18 protein-coding genes are annotated in these 26,876 nt (G+C 42.9%); 5 read left to right on the top strand and 13 right to left on the bottom strand.

Annotated elements, in window-relative coordinates; all coding sequences use genetic code 11:
* The first annotated feature begins 2 nt into the window (after positions 1–2).
* Positions 3–1,583: a hypothetical protein gene (locus AXF23_RS00520; RefSeq protein ID WP_107623919.1), complete on the top strand. Its 1,581-nt coding sequence runs from the start codon at positions 3–5 to the stop codon at positions 1,581–1,583.
* 1,091 nt (positions 1,584–2,674) lie between these two features.
* Here AXF23_RS00520 and thrS read toward each other — a convergent pair.
* The 5 genes from thrS to AXF23_RS00545 all read right to left on the bottom strand — a co-directional run bounded on the left by thrS (position 2,675) and on the right by AXF23_RS00545 (position 7,198).
* Positions 2,675–4,624, bottom strand: coding sequence for a threonine--tRNA ligase (gene thrS, locus AXF23_RS00525; RefSeq protein ID WP_107623920.1), 1,950 nt, complete (start codon positions 4,622–4,624; stop codon positions 2,675–2,677).
* A gap of 167 nt (positions 4,625–4,791) precedes the next feature.
* Positions 4,792–5,427, bottom strand: coding sequence for a tetratricopeptide repeat protein (locus AXF23_RS00530; protein WP_009011738.1), 636 nt, complete (start codon positions 5,425–5,427; stop codon positions 4,792–4,794).
* Positions 5,428–5,429: 2 nt separating this feature from the next.
* Positions 5,430–5,990 (bottom strand): peptide deformylase, encoded by a 561-nt coding sequence (gene def / locus AXF23_RS00535; protein ID WP_107623921.1) that lies wholly within the window; start codon positions 5,988–5,990, stop codon positions 5,430–5,432.
* A 293-nt stretch (positions 5,991–6,283) separates the two neighbouring features.
* A complete protein-coding gene (gene ruvX, locus AXF23_RS00540) occupies positions 6,284–6,703 on the bottom strand; it encodes a Holliday junction resolvase RuvX (protein WP_009011736.1) in 420 nt (139 codons plus the stop codon).
* Positions 6,704–7,198 carry an SPOR domain-containing protein gene (locus AXF23_RS00545; protein ID WP_107623922.1) on the bottom strand — a complete coding sequence of 165 codons (495 nt, stop codon included), beginning with the start codon at positions 7,196–7,198 and terminating at the stop codon, positions 6,704–6,706.
* Between the two features lie 227 nt (positions 7,199–7,425).
* On the opposite strand from AXF23_RS00545, the gene AXF23_RS00550 reads away from it, so the two are divergent.
* Genes AXF23_RS00550 through AXF23_RS00560 form a run of 3 tightly spaced genes read left to right on the top strand, consistent with a single transcriptional unit; the run spans position 7,426 to position 8,321 of the window.
* Entirely contained in the window at positions 7,426–7,641 is a 216-nt protein-coding gene (locus tag AXF23_RS00550) for a YtxH domain-containing protein (protein ID WP_089366846.1), read from the top strand.
* A gap of 10 nt (positions 7,642–7,651) precedes the next feature.
* Positions 7,652–8,005 carry a phage holin family protein gene (locus AXF23_RS00555; protein ID WP_089366847.1) on the top strand — a complete coding sequence of 118 codons (354 nt, stop codon included), beginning with the start codon at positions 7,652–7,654 and terminating at the stop codon, positions 8,003–8,005.
* A 4-nt stretch (positions 8,006–8,009) separates the two neighbouring features.
* Positions 8,010–8,321: a hypothetical protein gene (locus AXF23_RS00560; RefSeq protein ID WP_107623923.1), complete on the top strand. Its 312-nt coding sequence runs from the start codon at positions 8,010–8,012 to the stop codon at positions 8,319–8,321.
* 520 nt (positions 8,322–8,841) lie between these two features.
* Here the strand turns inward: AXF23_RS00560 and AXF23_RS00565 are convergent.
* The 8 genes from AXF23_RS00565 to AXF23_RS00600 form a co-directional block, all read right to left on the bottom strand.
* Positions 8,842–11,448, bottom strand: a complete 2,607-nt coding sequence (locus AXF23_RS00565; RefSeq protein ID WP_107625749.1) for a zinc-dependent metalloprotease — start codon at positions 11,446–11,448, stop codon at positions 8,842–8,844.
* 26 nt (positions 11,449–11,474) lie between these two features.
* Positions 11,475–14,018 (bottom strand): zinc-dependent metalloprotease, encoded by a 2,544-nt coding sequence (locus AXF23_RS00570; RefSeq protein WP_107625750.1) that lies wholly within the window; start codon positions 14,016–14,018, stop codon positions 11,475–11,477.
* A gap of 52 nt (positions 14,019–14,070) precedes the next feature.
* Positions 14,071–15,507: a PKD-like domain-containing protein gene (locus AXF23_RS00575; RefSeq protein ID WP_107623924.1), complete on the bottom strand. Its 1,437-nt coding sequence runs from the start codon at positions 15,505–15,507 to the stop codon at positions 14,071–14,073.
* A 139-nt stretch (positions 15,508–15,646) separates the two neighbouring features.
* Positions 15,647–16,363 (bottom strand): DUF4843 domain-containing protein, encoded by a 717-nt coding sequence (locus tag AXF23_RS00580; RefSeq protein WP_233251206.1) that lies wholly within the window; start codon positions 16,361–16,363, stop codon positions 15,647–15,649.
* 21 nt (positions 16,364–16,384) lie between these two features.
* Positions 16,385–17,839 carry a RagB/SusD family nutrient uptake outer membrane protein gene (locus tag AXF23_RS00585; RefSeq protein WP_107623926.1) on the bottom strand — a complete coding sequence of 485 codons (1,455 nt, stop codon included), beginning with the start codon at positions 17,837–17,839 and terminating at the stop codon, positions 16,385–16,387.
* Between the two features lie 67 nt (positions 17,840–17,906).
* Entirely contained in the window at positions 17,907–21,173 is a 3,267-nt protein-coding gene (locus AXF23_RS00590) for a SusC/RagA family TonB-linked outer membrane protein (RefSeq protein ID WP_107623927.1), read from the bottom strand.
* Between the two features lie 1,038 nt (positions 21,174–22,211).
* On the bottom strand, positions 22,212–23,840 hold the full coding sequence (locus AXF23_RS00595; protein ID WP_146156713.1) for a hypothetical protein: 1,629 nt from the start codon (positions 23,838–23,840) through the stop codon (positions 22,212–22,214).
* 37 nt (positions 23,841–23,877) lie between these two features.
* Positions 23,878–24,099 (bottom strand): hypothetical protein, encoded by a 222-nt coding sequence (locus AXF23_RS00600; RefSeq protein ID WP_146156714.1) that lies wholly within the window; start codon positions 24,097–24,099, stop codon positions 23,878–23,880.
* 1,443 nt (positions 24,100–25,542) lie between these two features.
* Here AXF23_RS00600 and AXF23_RS00610 point away from each other — a divergent pair.
* Complete coding sequence (locus AXF23_RS00610; RefSeq protein WP_102048250.1) at positions 25,543–26,802, top strand: ATP-binding protein; 1,260 nt, start codon at positions 25,543–25,545, stop codon at positions 26,800–26,802.
* Positions 26,803–26,876: the final 74 nt, after the last annotated feature.

Here is a 26,876-nt window from a genome sequence, read left to right on the forward strand (position 1 = left end):
ATATGTTTATAAAGACTTTACGATTACTTTCGTCATGGGTAGGTTGTGCTTTGATAGGTGCAGCAGTAACGATGAGTTGCACAAATGATGACCTTCTGCAGAACGCTAAGGAGAGCCATCGTGTTGTGGAGGACTCCATGACCTTCAGTGGTGTCTCTCAAGAAGAAGCACCGACACGCACGATTATCTACGATCATACCAAGGGTAGCGGAGCCTCTGTTATATGGAGAAATACTGACAAGATATTGGTGAAAGACAATGCTGGTCAGTGGCGACAGAGTGCAACAGCCACCTTCCCTATTGCCTCAAAGAAGTCTAACGCCATGTTTACCGTTGCTGGTAGCTACACCAGTCCGACACATGCTGTTGTCTATACCAATAAAGGTCTCACAGGCTCACAACCACAAGTAGAGATAAAGAAGGTACAGACTCAGACTGCTCCTAACAACTTCGACCATGCAGGTGAGTCGGGTGACTGCGGTGTAGCTACTGCCCAAAAGGTAGGGAGCGACTATAAGTTTACACTCGAGCACAAGGCTTCTTTCATCTGTCTCATCCCTCGTTCAAGTAATACATACGTACAGCATAGTCAGATTACTAAGATTGAGATTTCATCAGAAGACGACATTGCAGGTGTTTACAACATTGCTTCTGATGGCACGCTCACCCTTGCCTCGGGTGGTTCGAAGACTATCACACTCACGACTGGGAGTGGATTTGCTATCGACAATACGACCGCTGACATGAGTAAGAACGCTTCCTACGCTGTGATAGCACCTGGTAGGCATAGTCTGCGCATCCGTTACTGGCTTCGCAATACGGCTGATAATCCGAAGGGATCTATTGATGGCACTGTAACTAAATATGTTACCCTCACCTTTGTTCCTGGCTCAATTCATGACGTGACCGCCAACCTCTCTATCAATGACTATGGTGGTACCAACTATTATATGTGGGATGCAAAGGCAAACTATTGGAGTGGGCACGAATGGAACAGTGCTGACCCATGGCAGCCAACAAAGTTCTTAACAACCAGTAGTACGAACTATCCAAAGCCAGGAAGTGATAGTTACACTCCTAATCGTACAGCCGCTGGTCCGCTTGAAGCCTCAACCTCTCACTTTGCTGCCCTCCCTAACGCTAACGAGATGGCATGGTATGTGATGAAGGGCGACCCACGCTATGATGCTGATGAGCTTTGGTCAACTATGGGCTACCTCTATAAAGGGGGTACATGGTTTAAGAAGAGAGCTTATATCACGGGCTTCTCTGATAGTCATCAGCCTGATGACGCTTCAACCGACCTACGCAACACTTATAAAAGACTATCAAAAGCAGTTTCGAAGACGCTCCCTGCTACCACAGAGATGGACCAGTATTTCTATCTTCCACTCTTAGGATATTATAGTACAAGCTTGAACAACTATAAATTCAATGCTGCTGGTGTGACAGGTTATTACTGGTCTTCAAGCGCAGTACCGACTAATTCAACGGGTAGTTATGCTCTTACAATTAACAACAAGACAGCTACTCTACAAGATTCCGCTCCTTCCAGCGGTATGATTGTCCGTCCGTTTGAATAGACAATAGGTGCGACGGCATCAAACACAACTACTTACAGACTCACACTCAGCCACATATAGACTCATTCCCAAGCCACCTCCGGCCTCACCCCCAACCCCTCTAAGGCCTCACCCCCAACCCCTCTCCGAATGGAGAGGGGAGTGATTACCGAGATACCCCTACGCTTTTCTACGAACGTGGGGGAGTATTTCTATTCGAGAAATTCGGGTAATTCGTAGTTCTATTCAGCTCAATCTTTACCCGTATTACACATTCCCTATTCGAGAAATTAGCGTCATTCGTAGTTCTGTTCAGCTCAATCTTTGTCCGTATTACGCTTTCCCTATTCGAGTAATTAGCGTCATTCGTAGTTCTATTCAGCTCAATCTTTACCCGTATTACATATTCCCTATTCGAGTAATTCGCATCATTCGTAGTTTTATTCAGTCCCTCCTCAGTCCGTCATGTCCATTCTTTATTTGCTTAATTAGCGTCATTCGTAGTCATGAAAAGTTATTACAAAGACACATGTAAACATCTGGTAAGGAAGGAGTATGGCGCATAGAGAACAGAAGTACATAACCCGCACGAAATCAGAAGGTTATAGACAGTAAAGAAGAAGACGCCTTTCTTGCCTCAAGAAGGGCGTCTTCTACATGCAAGAAGGGCATGTTCTTGAATGGAGAAAGGCATCTTCTTCAACGCAGAAGAGCATGTAGTCGAATCAAGAGGAGCGAAAATAGTTTACAAGGGAGCGAGGAGTTTTCTTTAAGAAGATAAGGAGATAAGGAGTGAAAGGGAGTTGTTGTATGAGGAGTTAAGGAGTGAAAGGGGTTGAAAGGGAGTTATTGTATGGAGGAGTTAAGGAGTGATAAGGAGTGAAAGGGAGTTAAGACAACAGCGAATACAACCTTTGTTAGGAATGAAAAGCGAGTAATGAGGAATAAAGCCAGTGATATTTATTTTTCTATCTGAGTGTTTTACTGGTCGTTGAGAAGGGATAAGGCGAGGGGAGTTTATAGGAAACTATCAGAGGAGATGAGGGTTAGGAACAGGAAAAAGAAAACCCTCTCCGAGTCTGGAGAGGGTTTTGTATAGAGAAAATAAAGGATTAAGCTAACTCCTTAAGTTGGTCAGCAACCTCAGCATTGATGCGTTCTGCGAAGGCTTCCATAGTCATAGTAGCCTGCTCGCCACCACCCTGTTGGCGCATTGAGACAAGTCCTTCGGCAGCTTCCTTCTCACCCACGATAACCATGTAAGGTACACGCTTGAGCTCATTGTCACGTATCTTGCGACCAATCTTCTCGTTGCGATCGTCCATGATAGAACGTACGTCGTGTGCATCGAAGTAGGCTTTCACCTTACGAGCATAGTCGTTATACTTCTCAGAGATAGGTAGGATGGCCACTTGGTCAGGTGTCAACCAGAGAGGGAAGTGTCCTGCTGTGTGCTCGATGAGTACGGCTGTGAAGCGTTCGAGCGAACCGAATGGTGCTCGGTGTATCATCACTGGAGTCTTCTTAGAGTTGTCCTCTGCCGTGTACTCAAGCTTAAAGCGGTTAGGAAGGTTATAGTCAACCTGAATAGTACCCAACTGCCAGCGACGACCGATAGCATCCTTCACCATGAAGTCGAGCTTAGGACCATAGAAGGCAGCCTCTCCTAACTCTACACGAGCCTTGAGTCCCTTCTCCTCACAAGCAGCCTTAATAGCAGCTTCACTCTCTTCCCAAACCTCATCAGAGCCTATATACTTCTCTTTATCGTTAGGGTCACGGAGTGAGATCTGTGCCTCGTAGTTGTCAAAACCAAAGGTCTTGAACACCTTAAGGATAATGTCGATATTGTTCTCGAACTCAGCCTTTACCTGATCAGGACGTACGAAGATATGTGCATCATCCTGTGTAAACGTACGAACACGGGTCAGTCCATGCAACTCACCACTCTTCTCATAGCGGAAAACAGTACCGAACTCTGCGATACGCAGTGGGAGGTCTTTATAAGAACGTGGCTTATAAGCATACACCTCACAGTGATGAGGACAGTTCATAGGCTTGAGCATGTACTCTTCATCCTCTTCTGGCGTGTGGATAGGTTGGAAGGCATCCTTGCCATAGTGGGCATAGTGGCCAGAAGTTACGTATAGGTTCTTACCACCAATACCTGGTGTGATGACCTCTTGATAGTTATAAGGACGAAGAAGACGACGCAGGAGATCCTGCAAGCGGAGGCGCAGCTGGGTTCCCTTAGGTAGCCAGATAGGTAGTCCCTTACCCACTCTATCAGAGAACATAAACAACTCCATCTCCTTACCAATCTTTCTGTGGTCACGCTTCTTAGCCTCTTCAAGCATCTCAAGGTACTCGTCGAGCATCTTCTTCTTAGGGAAGGTGATACCGTAGATACGTGTCATCTGCTCGCGCTTAGCGTCACCACGCCAGAAAGCACCAGCCACACTGGTAATCTTAACAGCCTTAATAGCACCCGTAGAAACGAGGTGAGGACCACGACAAAGGTCGGTGAAATGTCCCTGTGTATATGTTGAGATGGTGCCATCTTCGAGGTCATCTACGATGTGCTCCACCTTGTATTCCTGTCCGTCAGCAGTGAACTCCTTTACAGCATCAGCCTTTGAGACATCACGACGAACGACCGATTCGTTCTTCTTAGCCAGTTCGCGCATCTTCTCTTCAATCTTTGGAAAGTCGTTCTCAGAGATTGACTGGCCCTCTGCAGGCATCACATCATAGAAGAAACCATTCTCAATAGCAGGTCCGAAACCGAACTGTATGCCTGGATAAAGCTCCTGCAAAGCCTCAGCAAGGAGGTGGGCAGAGGTGTGCCAGAAGGTATGCTTGCCTTCTTCATCCTCAAACTTGTACAGCGCAATAGTAGCGTCTTCGTTGATGGGACGGTTTAATTCAGTTGTTACGCCATTTACTCCGCAAGATACAACGTCACGGGCGAGAGCCGGCGAAATGCTCTCGGCGATTTGAAAACCAGTCACGCCCTGCTCGTATTCACGAACGGAACCGTCTGGGAAAGTGATTTTAACCATACTACAAATTAGTTTTATAAATCAAATATTGCGGCAAAGGTAACACTTTTAATTCACAATCTATCATCTATCCAGAACTTTTGGTGTCGATTTATCAAAGTTTTATAGATGAATAAGAACTAATGAAAGGAAGAATGGGGGTTGCTACCAATAATCTACAAAGCGGATTATTGTGACAAACGTAGTATCGGCTTGTTTTTCATGGGGTTCTGGTTATTATCAATGCGCAGGGATGGCAACTGATAAATAGGTGGGGTGTTCGACTTCACAGGCTGCTGCTTTGGCTTCCTACCTGCTAATATGTCAGAACGCAGTTGGGCAGCTGCATCGAACGATTTCCAGCGCTTCAAGATATATGCCAACTGTTGGAGAGCAGTCTTACTATCGCCTATCTGATAGAGACAATAGGCCCGATTAAACCAATAATCACGGTTATCAGGCATGATGTCAATGGCATGGGTGTAGGCAGTTACCGCACTATCATAACGCTCAAGACGAATGTTTGTCATGCCGTAAAGTTCGTAGATGTCAGCAATATAGGGTTGTAAGTTCAAAGCACGACGACAATCATCATCCGCACCCTTGTAGTCTTCGAGTCGATACTTCGATAATGCCATCAGATACCAAGCCTCATAGAGGTTTGGTTTGAGCCCAACAATACGGGAGAAAATCTGCATGGAGGTAACGTAGTACCCCTGGTCGAGCGTCCGCCTACCCTCCTCCATCATCTTCTTGATGTTATACTGAGCTGCAGACGGTAATGCCAATAGGCATAGCAAGGATACTACGACACCACGCAACATACTTACTTACGTGGAGCCTTCACACGATAATGACAGCGAACCTTACCCTGCAAGAGGGCTTTCAACTTACTATTAATCATCTGTTTACGGAAGGGTGAGAGGCGATCGGTAAATACTCTGCCCTCAAGATGGTCGAACTCATGCTGGATGACACGGGCCAGATAGCCATCAATCCACTCTTCATGCTCAACAAGGTTCTCGTCGAGATACTTCACATAAATGCGCTTTGCACGTGTCACACTCTCGTGAACACCAGGCAAAGAAAGGCATCCCTCTTCCAAAGTCTCTGTCTCAGAGTCATCGTATTCGAGGATATGTCCATTGATGAAAGCATGTCGGAAGCCCTTATACTCTGGGAAGGTGTCAGAGAGAACATCTAAGTCAATGACCACGACACGGATAGACTTGCCTATCTGTGGGGCCGCCAATCCAACGCCATCACTGGCAGTATTGGTCTCAAACATATTCTGTATCAGCTCTTGAAGGTCTGGATAGTCAAGAGGAATACCCTCAGCTACCTTACGCAACACCGGCTGACCGTATGTGTAAATAGGTAATACCATAATCTAATATTTAATTAAACGTATTGATCTTAATGGTCTTCTCCTTATTATATATCTATCATCAACGGGAGTAATGACCATTAAACACATTGGTTAAGATTATTACCAACGGGAGTAATGACCATCAAACACATTGGTTAAGATTTCCACCAACGGAATTAATGACCATCAAACACATTGGTTAAGATTATCACCAACGGAATTAATGACCATCAAACACATTGGTTAAAATTTCTACCAACGGAAATAGTGACCATTAAAGACATTGGTCCAACGGGCATGATTGAATAGTATCAAAGCCCTTTGGACCGCATATAATCTTGAAGTATAATCGTTGCAGATATCTCGTCAACAAGTCCTTTATCCTCCCTTCGTGTCTTCTTCTTCACCCCTCCAGCAAGAATAGCTTGATGAGCAATGACAGAAGTAAACCTCTCGTCGTAGTAATCAATCGGCAGTTCGGGATGCACCTTACGCCAACGATTAACAAACTGTTCGACACGTGCGAGGTTCTCACTCGGTTGTCCATTGGGCTGCATAGGCTTTCCAATGACCAGCTGACTGACCGATTCCTTCACAACATACTGTGTTAAGAAGTCGAAAAGTTCAGACGTAGCAACAGTCGCCAACCCATTGGCGATGATACACAATGGGTCGGTGACTGCAAGTCCGGTTCGTTTCTTTCCGTAATCTATAGCTAAGATTCTTCCCATCTATCGAGAAAGCAACCACGCATCAGCGTATGTAGCGCGCAGCTGATTGCGGCTCTGAACAGCTGAAGCCTTGCTGTCGTAAGTAGAAGCAACAACGCGATACATATTATTACCAGCATTGTAAGCTACTTGTGCATCGTAACCAGCATTCTTCAAACGCTGCTGTAAGCCCTCAGCATTAGCCTTTACGCCAAAAGAACCAACAACAACACTATAAGCCTTCAAGCCTGCGCCATTCACAACAGAGACTGTCTCACGGCGAACAGGCTCGTTGTCGTAATTGTCAACAACAGGCGCCTGTGTCACAGGCTGAGACTCTACAGGAGCGACAACAGCTGCCTCTTGAGTTGAAGTAGTCTCATCTGTGGTTGTAGGAGCCTGCTCCTGAGACTTAGCCTTCTCATAGGCCTTCTTGTATGCACTCTCGCTTGACTTACAGCCAGTGAACGCAACCGCTACACAGAGCGCTGCACTCAACACCATAAATTTCTTCATAATCCCTTAGTTTTTATTTATTATACTTTTAATCCACACTGTTCTTTATCGTGCGAAGTTACAAAATAATACGAAGAAGCAAGAAAATAAGGCCAATAAAGTTTGTTAAATAAAGCATTTGAAAGATTTTTAACACAAAAAGACACCGTATCTATTGGTGGTATGCAAAACTTTGACTATATTTGCCAATGATTAAGAATATAAGTATTCACTAAAAATAAGAGATTATGAAGACATTAGGTTACATTGGCGCATTCCTCTGCGGCGGTCTCGCAGGCGCTACTCTCGGTTTGCTTTTGGCTCCAGAGAAGGGTACAGACACACGTTCTAAGATTTCTGAAGCAGTTGATGATTTCTGCAAGAAACACGACCTTAAGCTCAGCCGCAAGGAGACTGACGAGTTCGTTGAAGACATCAAAGACGCAGCTTCTGACGTTATCTAAATCATAGAGGATGTTCTCGAACGATAAGAACGTAGAAACAATAGCACACTTAATAGAGGTGCTAAAACATTATATCGGGCTTCAGTCAGAGTACGTGAAGCTCGATGTAATAGAGAAGGTAGTACGACTACTGACGGTAATTACTATCGTGGTAGTGTTCTGTACTATCCTCTTAATTTCCTTAATTTACTTCTCCTTTGCTGCAGCCTTTGCTTTGCAGGCACTGGTAGGATCACTTATATGGGCTTTCCTCATTGTTGCTGGTGGCTATTTGCTACTGCTCTTCGTCTTTATCTTACTGCGTCACAGACTGATTGAACGCCCATTAGTAAGATTCTTGGGAAGTCTTTTAATGTCAAAATAAGCTTATGACTGAACAGACTACGCACTTTGGACCTCGTTATAGGACGTTGGACGACATAAGACTGCGTAAGGCGCAGCTCCTTACTGACATCACAAAGGATAGTAATAGGATAGCTGGACTGTGGAACGAGCTTATGCACAAGCCTAAAGACAAGAACTCTCCTACCCAGAAATTCTCTGGTGTTCTTAGCACAGGAGCTGGGGTCTTGGATGGTCTTATCCTTAGTTGGAAGCTCTATCGCATGTTTGGTGGTAAGCATCCTACTGGTCTTCTTAATAAGAGATTTGGCTTTTTCAAGAAGAAGAAGAATAAATAGATGAGTTGACGACTTACCAAGTTGGAAGGTCGACAAACGTTTTCTGATAGACATTATCGCTTTAATTATGATTAGAGGCTGCGTTAGTTCATCCTCTAAGTCTGCTTCTGATGGTAGCTTCTATGGAGAATTATCGAACGACACATCGGTTCAGAAGGCAGAAAGATTAAAGGGACAATGTCCTTTTTTTTCGTATTCTCGTTTATAGTCTACGCCCTTCTCCATTCAAGAAGACGCCTAACAGCATTGAAGAAGGGCCTTGGCAACACCCTTGACAACGCCCTTCTTGAAGCTTACTAAGCATGTTCTTAAACGCTCTTCATAACCTTCTGATTCTCTATTAGTTATGAAGACAAATAATAACCTTACCCCTTGACAATCATGCACATGCTACAAAGGGTTTTTGTAAAGATATTTCCAAACCTTTACAGTACTAAGTTTATTGGATTGTCACAAATAAAAAACTCCCTACAAATCCGAAGACTTATAGGGAGCGAACGGTTCTTGTTCGACGAACTAACTATTTCAAATACTTTTTCAATCGCTTTTCGAGAAGCATATAATGCGCTTTAAGGTCGGGTGTAGACACATGTGGAATGTTCGTTTCTAACAAAGACAGCAGCTTTTGCGCATACTCTAATTGGAACTCAGAAGTGCGGTTAACCGTTGTTCCCCACAGCGGTTCTGGTTCACCATAGCCATTACCGAAGTTGAGGAAATGGGTGTCCTCACTTAAACCTCGTTGCTTGTCGGTCAGATAACAACATGCCGTCTGTTCTACGTCAGCCTCTTTCTGCTGTAACAGACTGGTAATAATATTATTAGCCGACACCACCCCCAACTGAAGATTATGCACATTAGGTGCTTGCTTCATGTCAGAGACGCCCTCTTGTAATAGGTCGACATAGAGACGCTGCATGGAGAGGTCGGCCACTGAAAGATTCTCTTTACCAGCAATCGTCTTGCCAAAGACATCTTGATAAACATCCTCCATATACTCAATTGGTGAGTAAGAAGTAGAGTCAAGATAATAAGAAATAGCGAGCTTTGACGTTGCCATCATAGCAAGCGACTGCACATCACGAGCTAAAATCTTAAAAGGCTTGTTGGCTCCGAATGGTAGTTTCTTCTCAATCGTATCGTTACCCAATGTCGCAAACGTACGGGCCTGCTTCAGAAGCCACTGTACAGACTCCTTTTGTTTAGCCTTTGGTACAACCTTATAGCGAGGCAAGCCTGACTTCTCACTTGTCTGATAGAGATAGATACCAGGTACGTTGACACTGACATTACGCACATAATGCATGGCTTGAGACAAGATCTCGTTGTATAACTCAGCTTTTCTGCTATCGCCATCCTCATCGCCAATCCAGTGGTCAAGGTTCTTGAGAATCATCCTAAGATTCTGCATACCATAAGTAGACGACTTCACAGGGTCGTCACCAAGGTCTTCCTCAATGGCTGAGGGGTCATACTTCGTACCCGTCTGCTGTAGACCATAGCGATAGAAGGGGTCGCCTTCATGCTTATCAGCCAACAAGCGCAGCTGCTTAGCGTCATCCTCGAAGCCCTTTGAGCCTGGGAAAAGTTTATAAGCCCACGCAACAGCATAGTAGTCATAGACCCCAAGGCGTGGAGGAGTAAGTTTAACGCCATGGTCAGTAGGTTGTGCTACGTAATTGAAACGCGCATAATCCATGATAGAAGCCGTTGTACCATACTGCTGTGTGAAGGCCACAGAACGCAAGGAGTCGGTAGGAAGTGCCGCCGATGCCGCCATATTGTGCATAAAACCAAGCGTGTGACCCACCTCGTGCGCAATGATGTATTCCAATGTCTCCTCTATTATACTATCAGGCATTTGTGCTCCTCGAGCACGAGGGTCAATCTGTGCCGTTTGTACAAACCGCCAGTTATTAATCGTATTAACAACGTCATTATAGACAAGTACGGTTGCGTTGATCACTTCTCCCGTCCGTGGGTCAGTCCAAGAAGGTCCCATAGCATTCTCGACATCTGTAGGTAGGTATCTGATACATGAATACTTAAAGTCATCTGGGTCAAAGTTAGGATCGTTCGTAGGGAAGTCTGCCACCTGCATAACATTCTTAAAACCAATCTTCTCGAAGGCCTTATTCCACCATAGAACACCTGCTTTAATAGCTTGCTTCCAAAGAGGAGGGAACGTGTTCTCTACATAATAGACGATAGGCTTAGTCGGTTCGCATAGTTCACCAGCAAAGTAAGCAGTCGTATCCTTCAGTATAATGCGCCAACGCTTGACGAATGTTGCCTTATCAATAGACCCATCTTTCTTAAGTACATCCTTGTTCATTAGGAACATCCCCACACGTGTATCACTCAAACGAGGTGTCATCAAGTCGTTAGGCAACAGTGCTAACGTGAAGTTTACGCCTATGGTTACAGGATAGTTCGTGATAGGTGAGCCCTTTTTACCAGACAGGCTAATAATGTAATGTCTGTCCATTCCGACACAGGCATTCGTGTCGAACACCTTTAACTTCGTCACTCTCGTGAGGTTCTCTTTAAGCGAAGCGTTCACAGAGTACGCCCCCACGTTCTTAGCAATTACTGGGAAGAAGCGGTTCTCCTTGAGGACAAACGACGAAGCATCGAAGAGTACAGCCCCAGTGGAGTCGTTATGCGCCTTTATAGGGAATGAAAAGAAATCGAGATTGTCGTAGTTCAATCTTGCAGCAAGCTTTGCTGAAGGTTGGTCCTTAGGCACATACAAATCGGTGTTGACGACCTGCATCACCACAGAACTATCTTTCTCAATGAAGCGTACATGCACTAAATTGGAGTTCTTGAAGCCTAAGTCGCCCATCTTTGGATTGGAGACAGACGAGATAGTGACGCCAATAAGCATGTCACGCCCCATCGACTCTTTCGGAAGCTCCATCAACAAGCGTCCATCTGTCTTATGGAACGAAACGAAACTACCCCGTACTGACTCCGTTAGTTGCTCAGTAAGGGCCCTTTCGTAGGCTGATTTCTTTTCGGTCTGACTGCTCTGTGCCTTCTTCTTACGTTTCATCAACGGGAAAGCCGACCCCGATGTGACTGCCAGAGAGAAGAGAAGTAGAAGTAATAATATGCGACGCATTAACTTATTAGCTATTAATGAATATTTCATTGACCATCCTCCAAAGCTTTGTTCACCTTAAAGAGTAACATAGAATAATGTGAGTGTGCCTCAGGAGAGAGCTTTGCTTTGACACACGCCTCTAACATTGGCTTCAACTTCAACAGTGAGGTGTAGAAATAGATAGCCGAACCATCTAATAAGGCCGCATCCACTGTTGGTGCGAGTGATGCTGTAGGATTCCCAAAAGATGCGCTATTAGTCTGATTACCAGTAACCATTGTAGACTGAAGAGCTGCTGGTCCGTTGCCGCCTTGTTTGTTAGCTTTGTCAATCACCGCACGTGAATAAGTAAGATAAGCACGTTGCAGCACACGCTCTTCCTGTGATGGTGCTTTGCATAATTGTGCACTCTGGAAGAGAGAAGAGAAGAGGTCGTCAAAGTATTCCTTCTGACTATAACTCTGTGCAGACAGGTGTGACGCTACAGCCAAGCGTGTACGAACGCCAAAGAGGTCATAGCCAATAAACTCTAACAGCTGGTCATAATAGCTTATAGCCATGAAGCCCTTACGTTCAAAGCTTGGGTTGGCATATTGCTTAAAGTGTTTTGCCTGATTTAAGCACCATAACATCGCCTGACGCTGACGTGCCTTAGGTACAACCTCATAGCGAGGAACACCCGAAGAGACTTTCATGTCGTTCAGGAAGATACCTCCGACATTACTCAGTACACGCTTGAAGAAGGCGTATCTCTGCTGAGAGATTGTCAGATACAGGTTCTCTTTAATTCGACTATCATCATCGTCTTTCACCCAGTTATAAAGGTTGTTCTCAACGATTTGCATGTTACGCAATCCGTATTCACTTGCTTTAATGGCGTCATTACCCAATGCCCCCTCCTGAACACGTGGGTCCCAAATCAATGAAGAGGTGCGGAAGAAACGATAACGAGGATTTTGTACACGCTTATCTACCATCTTTTCGAGTGTAGAGGTCTCTTCGCTTAAACTTGTCTTTGCTGGGTCAAAGTAACGATAAGCCCATTCAATGGCATGCTTGTCATACTGTCCGATATTCTCTGGCATATAGACAACACCCTTATCGCTCGGTTGAGCAACATAGTTAAAAGGTGTGTTAGCCATGATAGAAGCCGCAAGATTGTTTGCACGTGTGAATGTGCTGTTACGGAGAGAATCGACTGGATAAGAATAAGAAGCCCCTATATTATCGAGCAAACCAAGACTTCTACCCACCTCACGTGCGACAAGATACTTCAATCCTTGGTTGAACTTGTCTTGTGGAAGATGGGAGGTTCGCATGGAGACATCGGATGCTGCTGACCCTAAGAACAACCAACGATAAATCTGATTACCAACGTTAGCAGGGACAAAGACCGACGCATTGATAATCTCTCCTGTCTGTGGATTGGCCAAGAAAGAAGAGCTAACCTTATCAGAGGTACTGGGTACGTAGCGAATACAAGAATAAGCAATATCGTCTGCATCAAAGTTACGATCATTCTTAGGGAAGTCTAAGGCCTCAATAGCCTTTTGATAACCCGCCTGTTCGAAGGCTTTATTCCATAGCTCCACCCCTTGTTTTATTGCATTCTTCCATTCTACAGGGAAGGCGTCATCGATATAAAAGCATATAGGCTTTACTGGTTTAGAGAGCCTTCCCTGCTCGTAAGCCTTAATACTCTGCGGTACAAGGTTCCAACGTTGTGCTATGAAGGTCTGCTTACTTTTAGCAATATTATTATTAAAGGTGAGCTTTGACACGGATGTTATACCTACTCGCGAATCTGTTATACGCTGGCGCATCTTACTATCTGGCAACAATGCTAAACTATAGGTTACTCCAACGGTTGTCGGAATCTCACTGGCTACAGGTAAGGACATGAGTGATGCTGTGAGTAGATAGTTGAAGTCAACATTCACAACAATGTTGTTATCGAAGCTTTTAATTGCTCTGACAAAGGACATCTCACTCTTAGGTGAAGCGCTCAGTGCCAAGTCGCCCGACTTCTTTGGGATAACAGGTAACATACTGTTAGGGCGTGCTAAGAGGTCGGTTACATCAATCACAAGAGCCGTACTGTCGTTGTTGTAAGCCGCAATCTTAAATCCCATCAAGACTGGATCACGGTAGCTAATCTTCAAAGCCTCTTGCATCTCGGCACTTGCACTACCATCTGAATAAACGACACTGTTAGGCGTCTTCATCACAAGACTACTGTCTTGTACCTCAAAGAAGAAGTGGAGAGGGGTGAAGCTCTTGGTACCGATGGTCAGATAAGTTGGGTCGGTGGTAGAAGAGATACCACCTCCTAACAACATCTCTTTATGCAAGTATTTGACAGGAACCTCCAAGTAGAGTTTCCCATCACACTTATGTACCGTGATAAACTTACTACTTGCGGTCTCTTTCTTCTTGTCTTTGAATAGTTTATCGTATTTGGTCTCCTTCTTAGCCTTCTTGTCTTCGTCGCCTTTCTTATCATCGGCAAAGGCCTTAACATTAACGCACAATAGTAATAAGGCTATTCCTATTGTGCGTATGGTAGCTATTAGATTGTTTGTTTTCATGTTGGAATTATAGTTTGAATGTGGCATGTAGTCATCTTACATGCCACTTTCATTATTGTCTGTATGTAATACTCTTGATACGTCCGGTAATATTCTTCTTCTGCCAGAGCAACTTGTTTTCATTCAAATCATAGCAGTAGATACTTCCTACAAGCTGTCCTGTAGCTGCGTTTGTGGCAACATAAAGCTTATTGCTCCCTTCTGAGATAAGCATGTCAGCGATGGTTTCGCCTGTATCACCAAATGTTGTCAAGGCATTCTGAGGGAAGTTACCACCAGACAACACGTTATAAGCATACAGCTTATTACCTGCAGAATAGTAAACTAAGTTCTTCTCTGCAGATACGCGTACAACTGATTGTGTGGTCAAACCCGCAGTGGCTGGTACAACAGCCTCGTCTTTTACAACGGCAGCCTCAACCTTTGTAGCAGTAGAAGGATAGAAGCCTGGGAAGATATAATAGCACTTAAACTTTGATGAAGTAGCATTCCATGTGAGTAAAACGATGTTACGCTCGTTGTCTACAGCGCCCATGCCAACCAGAGTCTCACCCGTAAACTTACCTTTCAATAGCTCAACAGGTACCTTACCAGTAGCTTGCACCTTCTGTGCTACCAATCGTCCTTCGGCATTATCAAACATTACGTAGCCTTGTACATAACGTAGGTCTTGTTGCTTCCAAGCTGTGGCTGCATCAGCCAAGGAGATGTCTGAGCCTAAAGCATCCTTTATTGACTTACCTAAATTGAAGGGTGTTGTCTCAGAGAGTGTCAATCGGTTTGGAACATGATCAACCATTGTCAGCATTGACTTAGGATAGGTCAAGGCACTCTTCCTAAGGTATGACACGTCGCCTGTACAGGTAGTTGTGAAGCGCTTAACCATCAGATTGCCATCAAACTCATAAATAGTACTTGGACTACCCACCGCTACAAACAAGAGTGGAGTCTTGTTATCACGAGCCAAAGCATAGTCAATTCCCTTAGGTTCGCCTGTGAAATCAATGCTTGGATTGTTCTTTTGCAGCACGTCTAAGTCAAAGGTCTTAGTACTACCAGCCTCTGGCAGATAAGAGACGATTGTCTTTCCGCCATTACTTGCTAATATGTAAAGACCGTCAACATAAGAGTATTGTACGTTAAGACCGAACTCGTAATATTGAATATTGTCTCCATTGCTCACCTTTAAACGGCATGGAAAAGAGCCAAAGTCCTTACATACATATTTAAGAGAGGCATCAGTCGATACGACCTTACCATTTATCTCCCATTCATAGTCAACTTTCTTTTGCTCGTTTGTCTGTACGACATTAGGCGTGATCTTCAGTGTATCCCATCTATTGAGGGTATATTTCTCCTGTAAGTCCTGTGCCAATGATAATTTTGACGAATTGCCTGAAGGACCGTAAGAATCGTCTTTTATGCATGACTGAAATGACAATACCACTAATGGGAGTGCCAAGAGAAGATATAAATATTTCTTTATCATCTTATTGCTTATTTATCTGTTTACCATTATTCTATTATTATAAGGTATGTCTTAGGCTATCCACACGAAGGTTGTTGATAAACCGCATGATAAAACAAAAGAACAGACCTTAACACAAGTAGTGTCTCCTACCCTATCCTTATAGCTCATCTGGATGAGCTGCGAAATAGGCAACAACCTCTTGCACATGCTGATAGAGATAGCCTTGTGCCGTAACATCAGAGCCTTCGATGATGTCTCTGATCGTTGCCTCATTGCTATCATAATACGAAAGGAGCTTACGATACTTGTTTTTGGTAAATGGTCCTAACCCCCAATAACTCTCCATTACCACCCAGAAGTCTGGCTTTGAAAGTACATTATTAAAGGTTATCTTTACCGTGTTACTCTTGGTGAGTCGTGTACCCAACGTCCCCTTTCCAACTAAGTTTAATACTAAGCGGATTGAGTCGTCCTTATCTTCTGATAAGTTAGCACGTATCAGCGTCACAGGGACATAGGTGCGATAGGCATTAGGAGCAAAACGTAAGGTGTCAGCATTCAGTGTGTAATGCTTTCCAGCAATAGCTGTTGTCCCTTTGCCCGCCTCTACGCTGAATGCTTGTGGCTCTGCCGAAAGATTACCAACGAGCTGCACAGGGAGGTAGACGACATGCGTAAGTGTATCAACAGGCTTCACTCCAAATGAATAGTTCACAGTGGTATCGCCTGGCTGTGCATAATAGAAACGAACTTGGTTTGTCGGTTCAAACATACCGTCAGAACTGTGCTCACCATCATAGTCAACGTTGCTGCACGCTGCAAACATGGTTACACCAGTGCAAACAAGTAGTATATTTCTTATTGCTTTTTTCATCTTCATAAAGTGTTTAATTACTTACTGTCCTCCGAACTCTTTCTCCGTATCTGGCCAAGGCAAGACGAAGATGGAATTAGATGGCTGACGTGTGGTAATACCTCTAAAGTCAGTAAATGGTTTGTTGTAGTGCTTCAACGCATAGAACGTTTGTCCCTCACCAGGCATCTCACGCATGCGCTCACGCAACATCTCCTTATTGAAGGCCTCTCTTGTTGCTACCTTAGCACTGTCAACATCCTCCAAACCACGGCTCTTCCTTACCTCATTAAGTAGTCTAACAGCCTCTGTCTTATCGCTATCGTATGTACATTCACTTAAGATATAATACATCTCTGGCAGACGGATGAGTGTCAAACCTTGTAAAGGATTACTACTTACCTGTGCATCGCTCTCTAAGAATCTCACAAAAGAGTAGCTTTTCAAACCGTCTGATGTGGTGTTCTGTCTGTAATAAGCTGTATAGCGCAGGTCGGTACTTGTGGCCGAGAAGGCTGATGTCTCATACAGATTTTCAAGGTCTCTACGCCCTTCAGTAAATGTTCCACGTGCTGTCTGTGATAGGAAAAGGGTGGAGATAGTACTTGAAAGGGTGTTATTATACAAGCCGAATATCAACTCTCCTGCTGCTGGGAAGCGTTTTACATCGCTCAATGAACTATATTTCTTCAGCGAGAAGTTATTGGTTGCGTCGATTACTTGCTTAGCATACTTAGCTGCATTAGCCATGTCGCCCATAGAATAATAGACTCTTGCCTTCGTAGCGGCCACAGCATACTTATTAAAGAACACTGCACGTCCCTTTAGATAATCGCTGGTTGCTGTTGTCTCAACATTTACTACATTATCATTCTTTAGGAGTTCTTCTGCTTTATCAAGGTCGGACAATATCGCTTCATACGTTTTATGCAAAGTCAATAATTGCTTATTGTTGAGGTCGAAAGTCGTTGAGTATGGTATACCACGTGTTGCCTCATTACTTTGACCATAATCCTCAGCAAAAAGACGAACGAGGTCGAAGTGCATGAAAGCACGTAAGCCATAGCACTCACCACGCATCAAAGGCAGCTCTGCATGCTCAAACTTAGCATTCTCTGTATGATAAATTATATTATTGACGTATGCTATTGCTTGATATTGCTTTGCCCAAATAGCATCAACAATAGTACGTACATCACTACGCATATAATCGTATTGACCTACGAAGTAGCTTGTCTCTGACGAGTTATCGTAACCAAACATTTGTCCTAATTGGTCAACAAAACCAAAGCCTAAGTTTCCACCATATAAGTCTGACGTTGCCATGCTACCATAAGCACCATACATCGTATTACGGAAACCACGGATTGATGAGAATTGCTCATCCTCATCAACTTGTCCTGCTGGTTGAACATTGATAAAGTCACTGCATGATACCACCAACAGCACCATCACAGCACTTATCAACAGTTTAGGGTAATATGTTATTTTCTTCATCTTCTTTTTTATTATTGTTACCTAATAGTCTTTCTACATTATATTAATGTGTCTGCTATCTACCGGCTTAAAATCCAAGTCTAACTGATAACTCTACGCTACGTTCGTATGGATAACTTAATCCGCGCTCACGTTTTACTGATGAGAGATAGAAGAGGTCGTTGGCCAACATCTCAAGATGTAAACGCTTAAGTCCATATCTTTGTATCAATGTCAATGGTACCTCGTAGGCAAGTGAGAGACTGCTCAACGTGATATAATTATTTGTCTCAACAAATCGAGAGGTCTGCATTGGTACACTTGAATCGCTGATACGCTTGTACTTAGCCTGCTGACCTACTTCTTTCCATCTGCTGCTAAATACGCGTTCGTCAGCATTATAGCGTGGGTCGGCCCCCTCTACCTTTGTTGCCAATGTCTGATTGTAAACAGCTCCACCAAAGGAATAACGCATAGACATTCCCATTGAGAATTGCTTATAGGTAAGGTAAGAACCGATTGAGCCCATACCGAATGGTGTGGTATCACCATATACAACCTTATCGTTAGGGTCGTAGACGAATGTAAGACTACCGTCACGCTTAATGAAGACTTCATCACCCGTAATAGGGTCGATACCTGCTGAAGAGACTACCTTCAATGCGGTCAATGACTGACCTTCTTCATAGATAGGCAATGGGACCACGCCGCCCTTTGCTTGGTTCTTCTCGTTTTGTTCACGAAGTGCGTTACTGATCTTCTTAATCTTATTCTTGTTGTAAGCATAATTAAGACTTAACGACCACTCCCAGTCCTTGTTCTTGATAGGAATAACACGTGTCTGGAACTCGAAACCATGGTTTTCTACCTCTCCTACATTCTCACGGGAGGTAGTAATACCCAATGATGGGGCCTTAGTGATGTCAAGCAACAGGTTGTCTGTGTTCTTCCTATAGACATCAGCCGAGAAGTCCCAACGTCCCTTAAACATTGTGAGGTCAAGACCGACGTTCGCACTGAGCGTTCTCTCCCATTTAAGGTTCTTGTTTCCGATACCCATTGGGATGGCACCAATACCTTTTATATAGTTAAGTCCTGCCAAGCTGGTGTACATAGTCAATGCCTGATATGGCTCAAAGGAGATGTTACCAAGGTAACCCACACTTGCACGGAGCTTTAACAGCTGAAATGGTGAACCCTTAAGGAACTTCTCATTGTGAATATTCCATCCTGTTCCCACACTCCAGAAAGGTGCAAAACGTGAGTTCTTACCAAACTTAGACGATCCTTCATAACGATAGATGACATCTAAGAAATAACGATTATCCCATATAGAGTTGAGGTTCACGAAGAAACCTGCACCATTATACTTACTATCAACACCACCTGGTTTACCCGTTGGATAGTTGCCTGCCAACAATGGGTGGGCTACATTATCTGAATAATATCCTACTGAACCATACGTACTACCATCGACTGAATTTGACTCAATGGATGTACCGGCCATCGCTGTGAGGAATAACTTACTAAATATGTAGTTGTTGTATGACACCATCAACTTACCTTGGTAGGTCGTTGTACTGGTGAAGGTCTCTGTCAGACGTCCTCTACGTGACACATCGGCCACATTCTTAATCTGATCAGCTGAGAAAGGTGACACAAAATTACGTCCCTCGTATTTCGTCTTTTGTATAGAGAAATCGCCATCAATTCTGAATTTCTCGCCTAACCACACCTGTAATGTTGTTGTGTTTAACACATCAAGCGTGTTACCTTTGTTGAAACTGCCTAAAGACGCTTCATATAATGGGTTAGAGAGGTCGTAGTTCAACTTTGGTTTCAATGCACCATATTCATCGTATGGATACTCGTATGGGTTCTGCTTCACCCAATCAGAGAAGTCACCGTATGGTGATTGATTTGATTTCACTGATGAGATGGTAGCCGTGTTACTGATAAAGAACTTACCAGAAAGGTTGTAGGAGAGTTTGAAATTCGTTGACAAACGCTCACGACTCGAACCTTTCATTACACCTTCTTCGTCTCCATAACGCACACCTAAATTATAACGTGCATGCTCGTCACCACCATCAATACTTAAACTGTGCTGTGAAGAAAGTGCATTACGCAATGGTTTCTTAATCCAATCGGTTGTTACACCGTCTTGAATCTGGTTGTAATAGTATGCGTACTTGTTTTGTAATGTATATAGTTCAGCTAAGTCGGTCGCTGTATAAAGACCTGCTAAACGTTCATACTCAAGCTTTTGTGATGCTGAAAGCAACTTATAATCACTCAAATCAGGGGTTGACAAACGCATAGTACCGCTGTAATTAAATCTCAACTTACCTCCCTTGAGCGCCTTTGTCGTGATAACGATAACACCTGCAGAAGCCTTCGCTCCATAGAGGGCAGAGGCAGAGGCATCTTTGAGTACGGTTATCGACTCTATATCGTTCATATCCATGTCATTGACATAGTCTACCTTTACCTGCGAACCATCAACAACGAAGACTGGTAAGTTGGCTTGACCAGAGAAGGTAGCGCGTCCACGAATATTGATATCAGCTATCTTATTTGGGTCAGATCCGCCGAGGTTGTCTTCTAACACACTAAGACCTGGCACAAAGTTAGCCAAACTTGTAAGTACATTCTTTGTACCCACTGACAAGAGCTCGTCCTTCTTTATAGATACTTGTGAGCCCGTAAAGCTATTTCTGTTCTTTGTAGCAAAACCTGTTACAACGACTTCGCCTAACTCACCAACGTCTTCTTGCATGGTGAAATTACCTGCCGTTCCGTTCTTCACCTTTTTCTCTAAAGGTTTATATCCTATATAATTAAAGGTGAGCGTAACCTCTGGCTGGTCGGTATTTATCTCATACTGACCATCTAAATTCGTTATATAACCACCATTAAAACCTTTCATTCGGATGGTTACACCAGGTAGAGGCAGACCCTCTTTATCGGTTATCTGCCCATACACTCCCTTTCGCTTCTCCTGCGTAGGTTTACGACTAAGTTTGACATTGTTGCCTTCAATACTATAACTGAAGCCTGACTTATTGAACACTTGCCCTAAAACGGCACGAACAGGCTGTCCCTGTGCCTCAATGCTTACTTTCTCCGCTTGAGACAAGAGGTCGGGAGCCACATCAAACTGCAACCCCGTTTGCTTAGACACCTCGTCTAAAAAGGTCTTTAATTCTGTTTGCTTCATAGACAGCGTCACCACCATCTTATCGACATCCTGCGTTTGTGCCGAGACGGTAGACCCTATACTAAGCATTAACATCAGAGCCAGTACTGCCCAAAGACGCAATACAAGATTACTTTTTTGCATTTCTTTTCTCATTTCCCTCTGGTACTTTAATGTTTAGATTTACTCTAATGAGTAAAAAGAATAATATTGCTTATTGTGAGAATAAGGTTTCATTACTCGCTTTTTTAACAGCGAATTTGCAAAAATACATAAAAATTAAAAACCTTGCAAATAATTATGTGTATTATCCGACATTTCGAATGATATTACAGCCCTTTGTAGTAAAAGTGATACATGTACGTGATTATTACCGTTAATCTCTCACAGGACACAAGGACAAAATACACAAAAGACAGAATAAACGGCTTTAGACAGGGTATGGAAAGACAGAGTAACAAAGTGAACGGATTTAGACTGGATATGGGAAGACAGGGTAACAAGGTGAACAATTTTAGATAGGGTATAAAGGAGACAGAGTAACAAAGTGAACGCCTTTGACTGGAGTAACAGAAATATATAACCAAGCTAAGACTGAAGGAGTAATCTATTGCCCTAATAACATAACTATTTTCTCTCAGTTCTCTCGAGCATAGAGCAGAAAGACTGTCAACAGAAGTCTGGATTTATTACACATTACTACGAGAAATAGTTTTATTCTTATTTGCTGTCACTTTTAACATTTCGTGTAACCTCTCTGTGTACTAACAAGTTAAGTGGAGAGCAAGGCTGACAGAAATGACAGGAAACTTTGTTTTGACTGAATACCGTTGTTGTGACGGTATTAACCGAGGACAGGGTATGCAAGAGACAGGGTAACAAAATGAACAGCTTGTAGACAGGGTAAGAGAAAAGACAGGGTAACAAAGTGAACGGATTGTAGACAGGGTACGATAAGACAAAGTAACAGGGTTAACGCCTTTAGGCGGAGTAACAGATTTTTATAGCCTATTTAATACTGTAAAGGGTGAGTAGACTAATCTATTACCATCTGTCTTTTATATATCACCAACTCATACTACCTAACAAAAAACTTGCCCCCAAAACGCCACAGGAACGTTAGGAGGCAAGAAAACGAAAATTAAATTACCATCATATTAGATAATACAAAACCAGAAATTATCAGATATAACTTTACTGGAAGAGTGCAGGCTGAACTTGGAAACCCCAGGTACGATAACTTGGAGCAACAACAGTCATTTCTTCTTGTACACCTAATGCATAGCCACCGCTACTGTACCATGGGGAACTTGTAGATGACCAATAGAGACCCTTTATGCCAATAGAATAAAGCTGTGCATTATCATAAAATCCTATTGTCGGCAAGAAGAAGTAATCGCTTACCGCATTCAATGTAGACACTGAAGAAATATTATGATTTTCAAACTTAGTCCATGGCCAAGTAGTCTTATAACGCCAATCGGTAAGAACATTAGAGTTATCAGGATCAGGATATTTTTCATCAAAGATTTGTGATGATATTCCTTCATCAGATATAATCTTTGCACGCTTTTTTATCCACATTCCACCTTTTCCTAAATGTCCCATTAAACTCCACAAACTATCATCCCAATGTGGGTCACCTTTCATTGCAAACCATAACATAGCATTAACAGTCGGTAAATTGGCACAACTTTGTGTTGCTGTATATGGAGTAGGAGTGGTTCCATTATACTCAGCAACTGTACTCTTATATCTTGGGTCACCTGGTTTAGGATAATTATTGTTTGGTTGATTCGGTGCAACTGGTTGCCAAGGATCAGAGTCTTTCCAATTATGTCCACTCCAATAGTTTGTCTGAGCATCCCACATATAATAATTTTTCGCAAACTCATTCGAATAATCCTTTGGCGTAAGGTTAGCCGTAATATCATTTATCTTACCCTCCTGACAATTATAGCTTGAAACAGTCTTTACGATATCACCCTCAACATTAGTTGTAGGGTCTTTAATCGTATAAGTGATTGTAAAGTTATACGTACCTGGTGCAACAACCATATAAGCTCCGTTGGTAGCGAGAGATGAGGTGGTTGTGTTTAGTGAGAAGTCGCTTGTATTAAGCGTAACGGTGTTTGAATAAGTTTCACCTGCCTTCTGTGTAAGGCTTCCTGTTGAGAAGTCATACTTACCTGCGATAGGCTGGTCGGCTGTTACCTTAATCTTTGTCAACTTGATATTTGGACCAAGGTCGGTATTCATACAACGTGGGACGAAGCAGAGGTAACTTGCCTTATGGTTGAGTGTAAAGGTGTAGTTACCATTGCTGCCTGTTGCTGTTGCAGTACCGCAATCGCCTGATGTACCAAGATGGCTAAAGTCGTTGGCTGTGGTCTGTGTCTGTGTGGTTGCAATGGTCACAGTGTTAGCGTCCGTTCCGTTCTCACCCGTATAACGCACCTCACGGTTGTTCAATGTAAATGAACCAGAAGCAAGACTGAATATTGCCTTTGCTTTATTGGATGGGTTATAAAGGTTTGCAGCATTACTCTGATGGAAGGTATTGGCATCGTCCTGTACGAAAATCTTGTCAGCTGATGACCAGAACACCTTAGCATCGCCACCAAGTGTATAGGTAGCTGTTGTACGTGTCAATGCACGAGTGTCATTCCCTGGCTGTGAACCATCAAAAGTAGCAACACCCTTAGCGGTATTCTGCTTAGCATTGTCCTGCTGTGCACTGTCTTCACTTGAACAAGCCACAACAGACAAGGCAGCTAATGCACACGCAGCAAATTGCGTTAGTTGTTTCATTGAATTACTCATAATTATAGTCTTTTTGTTTCTTTAGTTACTTAATTTATTAATCCCATAAATCGCTTCTTCTTGTTGAGACCCATGAAGACTTCTCCTCTTCCTCATCCTCTTCATTGTCCATCCAGACAGGTGCCTGCTTGGCATCGCCAGCTTGACTGCCATGACCAATAGTTCCTGCAGAACCACTTGCCTGATTCATTAAAGTCTCAATTTCTGTGCAGACAAATCCACACGCAGGCTGTGTGTAAGCCCTCTTTACCTTTTCCATAATTTTCATTTGAGTTTAGCGATACACCTTCGTGCATCATGTTTATTTTATTCTACTTTTTATTATCGTTATGAGTTGATTATTTGTTGGGGTTATCGTCTTGCTTTCCCACCGCTTGTTTGCCTTAACTCTCTATTGCCATCAAGCAAACAACACACGAAAAAAGACAAAGGGAAATCACAACAATTCCTTTGTCTACATGGGTTCACACGGCGCTCCTCGCGCGCACGCGTATGAAGAAAGAAGTGGTGAGGTTAGGCCTGGCCTATATGAGAGAGAGAGAGAGAGAGAGAGAGAGAGTACACAATTATTTGGAACTACCAAATAATTCTCGCTCTTTTTTCTATCTTTTTTTGTTAAAGAATCCATTACGCCACAGAAAGTCTGTGCACCCCTTGTGCGGAGGTCACATCCCATAGCCGTAATAATATTCTTTATCATTTCCATTTGAAATACTGGTTAATTTTAACTTAACTGGGTGCAAAGACAAAAATAAATATTAAATCCCACAAAGAAAAGGCAAAGAAAAATTAAAATAAAAAACTTCCTCTTCTCTCAAAGCATGGAGAGCAAAGGCTTTCAACGCAAGACTGGATTTATTACACATTACTACAAGAAAAAGTTTTATTCTCATTTGCTGTCACTTTTAACATTCAGTGTAACCTCACTGTGTACTAAAGAGTTAAGTAAAGACCAAGGCTGACAGGAATGACAGGAAACCTCGTTTTGACTGAATAGCATCGTTAAGACGGTATTAACCGAGGACAGGGTAGACAAGAGACAGGGTAACAAAGTGAACAGATTTTAGACAGGGTAAGACAAGAGACAGGGTAACAAAGTGAACAGATTTTAGACAGGGTAAGACAAGAGACAGGGTAACAAAGTGAACAGCTTGTAGACTGGGTATGCGAAGACAAAGTAACAGGGTTAACGCCTTTTGGCGGAGTAACAGAACTCTATAGCTGATTTAAGACTGTAAGGGGTGAGTAGACTAATCTATTACAATCTTTGGTATAAGTGACGAAAAGAGACCTAAAACATCTTATATCCCTTTATCTACAAGGGGAATGAGCCTTTAAAAAGTCTTGAATAATGACTTTTCTCCTTTCTTTGCTAATGCCCTTATGTAGGTTTAATTTGGTTCTTCCGTTAAATGTGTAGATTGTTAATAGAATGAGATTAATCCACATACATAGTAAGCTTACCTCCAATAAGATTGTTTTATAAGGGAGGGGTAAACTATATGATAAATAAAGAATATGATTGCCAATCATCCCTTTTTAATTCTATAAGAACCAATAGAAATGTAGCCTATCATACTGTTTTATCACATTTTTATACTTCTTAAACGCAGTTTTTCCATTGGTTATACTGTATTTCGAAATAAAAAAGTTATCTTTGCGGTGTAAAATATGATACTAATATCAAAAATAGTACTCTAATATGATATTTGAACGTAAGAAATATTTGGATGAACTTATCGCAGGACGTGGGAATGGACTTGTGAAGATTATAACAGGTGTCAGACGATGTGGAAAGTCTTTCCTGCTGTTTGACATCTGGCATAACTGGCTGTTGGAACATGGGGTAACTGATAGTCACATCATTGAGATACAACTTGATGATTTCCGAAACAGGCGGTTGAGGAAGCCTGATACCTTGCTCGACTATATAGATTCAAAGGTTGTGGATGATGGCAAACCTTATTATATTGTCTTGGACGAGGTACAGTTGGTAGAAGAATTTGTGGAGGTTATTCTTAGCTTGACACACATGAGGAATGTAGATGTGTATGTGTCGGGCTCAAACTCTCGCTTCCTATCAAGTGATGTTGTGACTGAGTTCCGAGGTAGAGGGGACGAGATACGCATATGGCCTCTCACCTTTGACGAATACTTTAGTGGTATTGGTGGAGATATACGCAAAGCTTGGTTGGATTACTATACTTTTGGAGGACTGCCACAGGTGGCTTTGCTTGAAACGGAAGAAAAGAAAACAGACTATTTGCGTGGTCTGTATGAAACTACCTATCTGCGTGACGTAATTGAGCGCAACCATCTGCGTAATCCTGAAGGAATGAAGGAATTGGTGCGTGTAATAGCCTCGGGCATTGGTTCGTCAACCAATCCAACGAGAATAGCCAATACTTTTCAATCTTCACAAGGGGTAACCATAAAAAGAGACACTATAAAACAATACATTGACTATCTGAAAGACTCTTTCTTGATAGAAGAAGCTTTGCGCTATGATGTGAAAGGAAGAAAATATATCAGTACCGAGACGAAATACTACTTCGCAGACATCGGCATACGTGCTGCCATTCTCAACTATCGCCAACAAGAGGAAACGCACATTATGGAAAACATTATCTATAATGAGCTTCGCAGTCGAGGATATAATGTGGACGTAGGATTGGTTGAACTTGGTGGCAAGGATGAGAACGGTAAGTTTGTCAGAAAACAGTTGGAGGTAGACTTTGTGGTGAACCGCCCTCCATACAGAGTGTATATCCAGTCAGCCTTTCACATGCCTACGCCAGAAAAGGAACAGCAAGAGCGACGTCCTTTATTGTCAATCAATGACCACTTCCGTAAGATTGTCATTGTAGGTGATGATATCCACCGCAAGGAAGACGAACTCGGAGTATTGACTGTCGGACTCTTGGATTTCTTGACAGACAAGAAAATACTTGAACAGGGTTAAACGCAATCAGATAAAAACAGATTCTTTTAAGGACGAAAAACTTATACCTCATATAATAATACGCAAAAAGCATT

The sequence above is a fragment of the Prevotella sp. oral taxon 313 genome (genome assembly GCF_003043935.1).
Lineage (GTDB): Bacteria > Bacteroidota > Bacteroidia > Bacteroidales > Bacteroidaceae > Prevotella > Prevotella jejuni.

Coding starts and splice junctions, on each gene's coding strand:
- AXF23_RS00550 (WP_089366846.1), top strand. CDS start 7,426: ATGAAGACATTAGGTTACATTGGCGCATTCCTCTGCGGCGGTCTCGCA.
- AXF23_RS00580 (WP_233251206.1), bottom strand. CDS start 16,363: ATGAAAAAAGCAATAAGAAATATACTACTTGTTTGCACTGGTGTAACC.
- AXF23_RS00590 (WP_107623927.1), bottom strand. CDS start 21,173: ATGAGAAAAGAAATGCAAAAAAGTAATCTTGTATTGCGTCTTTGGGCA.
- AXF23_RS00530 (WP_009011738.1), bottom strand. CDS start 5,427: ATGTTGCGTGGTGTCGTAGTATCCTTGCTATGCCTATTGGCATTACCG.
- thrS (WP_107623920.1), bottom strand. CDS start 4,624: ATGGTTAAAATCACTTTCCCAGACGGTTCCGTTCGTGAATACGAGCAG.
- AXF23_RS00610 (WP_102048250.1), top strand. CDS start 25,543: ATGATATTTGAACGTAAGAAATATTTGGATGAACTTATCGCAGGACGT.
- AXF23_RS00565 (WP_107625749.1), bottom strand. CDS start 11,448: ATGCGTCGCATATTATTACTTCTACTTCTCTTCTCTCTGGCAGTCACA.
- AXF23_RS00545 (WP_107623922.1), bottom strand. CDS start 7,198: ATGAAGAAATTTATGGTGTTGAGTGCAGCGCTCTGTGTAGCGGTTGCG.
- AXF23_RS00555 (WP_089366847.1), top strand. CDS start 7,652: ATGTTCTCGAACGATAAGAACGTAGAAACAATAGCACACTTAATAGAG.
- AXF23_RS00575 (WP_107623924.1), bottom strand. CDS start 15,507: ATGATAAAGAAATATTTATATCTTCTCTTGGCACTCCCATTAGTGGTA.
- AXF23_RS00560 (WP_107623923.1), top strand. CDS start 8,010: ATGACTGAACAGACTACGCACTTTGGACCTCGTTATAGGACGTTGGAC.
- AXF23_RS00600 (WP_146156714.1), bottom strand. CDS start 24,099: ATGGAAAAGGTAAAGAGGGCTTACACACAGCCTGCGTGTGGATTTGTC.
- ruvX (WP_009011736.1), bottom strand. CDS start 6,703: ATGGGAAGAATCTTAGCTATAGATTACGGAAAGAAACGAACCGGACTT.
- AXF23_RS00570 (WP_107625750.1), bottom strand. CDS start 14,018: ATGAAAACAAACAATCTAATAGCTACCATACGCACAATAGGAATAGCC.
- AXF23_RS00585 (WP_107623926.1), bottom strand. CDS start 17,839: ATGAAGAAAATAACATATTACCCTAAACTGTTGATAAGTGCTGTGATG.
- AXF23_RS00595 (WP_146156713.1), bottom strand. CDS start 23,840: ATGAGTAATTCAATGAAACAACTAACGCAATTTGCTGCGTGTGCATTA.
- AXF23_RS00520 (WP_107623919.1), top strand. CDS start 3: ATGTTTATAAAGACTTTACGATTACTTTCGTCATGGGTAGGTTGTGCT.
- def (WP_107623921.1), bottom strand. CDS start 5,990: ATGGTATTACCTATTTACACATACGGTCAGCCGGTGTTGCGTAAGGTA.